Source organism: Mesorhizobium sp. M7A.F.Ca.US.005.03.2.1 (genome assembly GCF_003997795.1).
Classification (GTDB): domain Bacteria; phylum Pseudomonadota; class Alphaproteobacteria; order Rhizobiales; family Rhizobiaceae; genus Mesorhizobium; species Mesorhizobium ciceri.
The window spans coordinates 1-1,996 of record NZ_RZRP01001024.1; the positions used below are offsets into that span (position 1 = coordinate 1).

Consider the following 1,996-nt stretch of genomic DNA (forward strand, 5'->3'; position numbering starts at 1 on the left):
ATCATCGACATCGTGATGACAGGCACGATGAGATCGAAGGAAGCAAGCTCCGGACCGGCGAACATCGCCGTGCCCTCACCCAGCGTGACGTCGAAGCCGTTTCGCTCAAGCAAGGTGCGAACGATCTTCGCGCTCTGCTCCGGCGTATGGCCCTCCCAGCCGCCCCAGGCGATCAAGGCCTTCTTTGGCACTGTGTACCTCCCTGGAAAACTCGGCCCTGATCGATCCGGCGTCAGCGCCAGCCCAGCGCTGGAGCGACATGGGTCAGGATCGCCTCGATGACATGCGCATTGTAGTCGACGCCGAGCTGGTTCGGAACGGTGAGCAGCAGCGTATCGGCTTCGGCGATCGCCTCGTCCTGCGCCAATTCCTTGATCAGCACATCCGGCTCGGCCGCGTAGCTGCGCCCGAAGATCGCTTTGGTGTTCTCCTCGATGAAGCCGATCTGGTCGCGGCTCTCATTGCCGCGGCCGAAATAAGCACGGTCGCGATCGTCGACCAGCGCGAAGATGCTGCGGCTGACCGAGACGCGCGGCTCGCGCTTGTGGCCGGCTGCCTTCCAGGCCTCGCGATAGATGCGGACCTGCTCGGCCTGCTGGATGTGGAACGGCTTGCCGCTCTCGTCGAATTTGAGCGTCGAGCTCTGCAGGTTCATGCCGAGCTTGGCTGCCCATTCCGACGTGGCGTTGGTAGCCGCACCCCACCAGATCCGCTCGCGCAGACCCTCCGAATGCGGCTCGAGGCGCAAGAGGCCGGGCGGATTGGGGAACATCGGCCGCGGATTGGGTTGGGCGAACCCCTCGCCCCGCAGCGTCTCGAGGAAGACCTCGGCATGATGCCGCGCCATGTCGGCGTCGCTTTTGCCTTCCGGCGGCGCGTAACCGAAATGGCGCCAGCCATCGATCACCTGCTCGGGCGAGCCACGGCTGATGCCGAGCTGCAGGCGCCCGCCGGCGATGATGTCGGCAGCACCGGCATCCTCGGCCATGTAGAGCGGATTCTCGTAGCGCATGTCGATGACCGCGGTGCCGATCTCGATACGGCTGGTCCTGGCGCCGACCGCCGCCAGCAGCGGGAACGGCGACGCGAGCTGGCGGGCGAAGTGATGCACGCGAAAATACGCGCCGTCCGCGCCCAGCTGCTCGGCGGCGACAGCCAGCTCTATGGATTGCAAAAGCGCGTCCGAAGCCGAGCGCACTTGCGATTGCGACGAGGGCGTCCAGTGCCCGAACGACAGGAAACCGATTTTCTTCATAGTCATGCGATATAAGGATGCGCGTCAGGCTTCAATGCAAAAGAGATTTTTTGGCGCCCGGATCAAGGCTCATGCATCGCTATTCTCGAAGGCGCCAATGCCTTGTGCGATCAGGTTGGTCGCCATCACCAGCGAGACGATTGCCCCAGAATTGAAGACGACGACCCACCATTTTCCGCCGGTCAGGAAGCCATAGCCGTCGGCGACGGCCAGTCCCCAGTCGGCCGATGGCGGCTGGATGCCGAGGCCGAGAAAGCTCAGCGTCGCGATCGAGAAGAACGCGTAGCCCAGCCTTGTGACGAGCTCGATGAGGATCGTTTCCCTGATGTTGGGCAGTATCTCCAGGAACATGATGGCGAGCGCGCCCTCGCCGCCGAGGCGCGCGGCGCTGACATAGTCGCGCTGCTTCTGCTCACGCACGGCGGCGCGAACGGTGCGCGCCACCAGCGGCGCGTAGGCGATGCCGATCACCAGGATGACGGTCAGGTTCGACGGGCCGATCGCCACCAGCGTCATGGTGACGAGAACGATGAACGGAAACGCCATCAGCGTATCGAGCAGCCGCGCGCCGATGGCATCAGTGAGGCCCTCGAAATAGCCGAGCACCAGGCCGATGATGCTGCCGGCGGCAACCCCGGCCAGCGTCGCCAGCGGCGCAACCAGCAGGATGTCGCGCGAACCGACGATGATGCGGGACAGCACATCGCGGCCGAGCTGATCGGTCCCGAACCAGTGCAGCGC

The 1,996-nt window shown here is 64.5% G+C and carries 2 protein-coding genes and 1 pseudogene; all 3 read right to left on the reverse strand.

All coding sequences use genetic code 11. From position 1 onward, the window contains the following. Positions 1-191: pseudogene (locus EN991_RS34055) on the reverse strand (hypothetical protein); the annotation flags it as partial. A 41-nt stretch (positions 192-232) separates the two neighbouring features. Continuing rightward, on the reverse strand, positions 233-1,255 hold the full coding sequence (locus EN991_RS34060; RefSeq protein ID WP_164753796.1) for an LLM class flavin-dependent oxidoreductase: 1,023 nt from the start codon (positions 1,253-1,255) through the stop codon (positions 233-235). 69 nt (positions 1,256-1,324) lie between these two features. Then, the coding region (locus tag EN991_RS34065; protein WP_164769589.1) for an ABC transporter permease at positions 1,325-1,996 on the reverse strand (672 nt) is incomplete at its 5' end.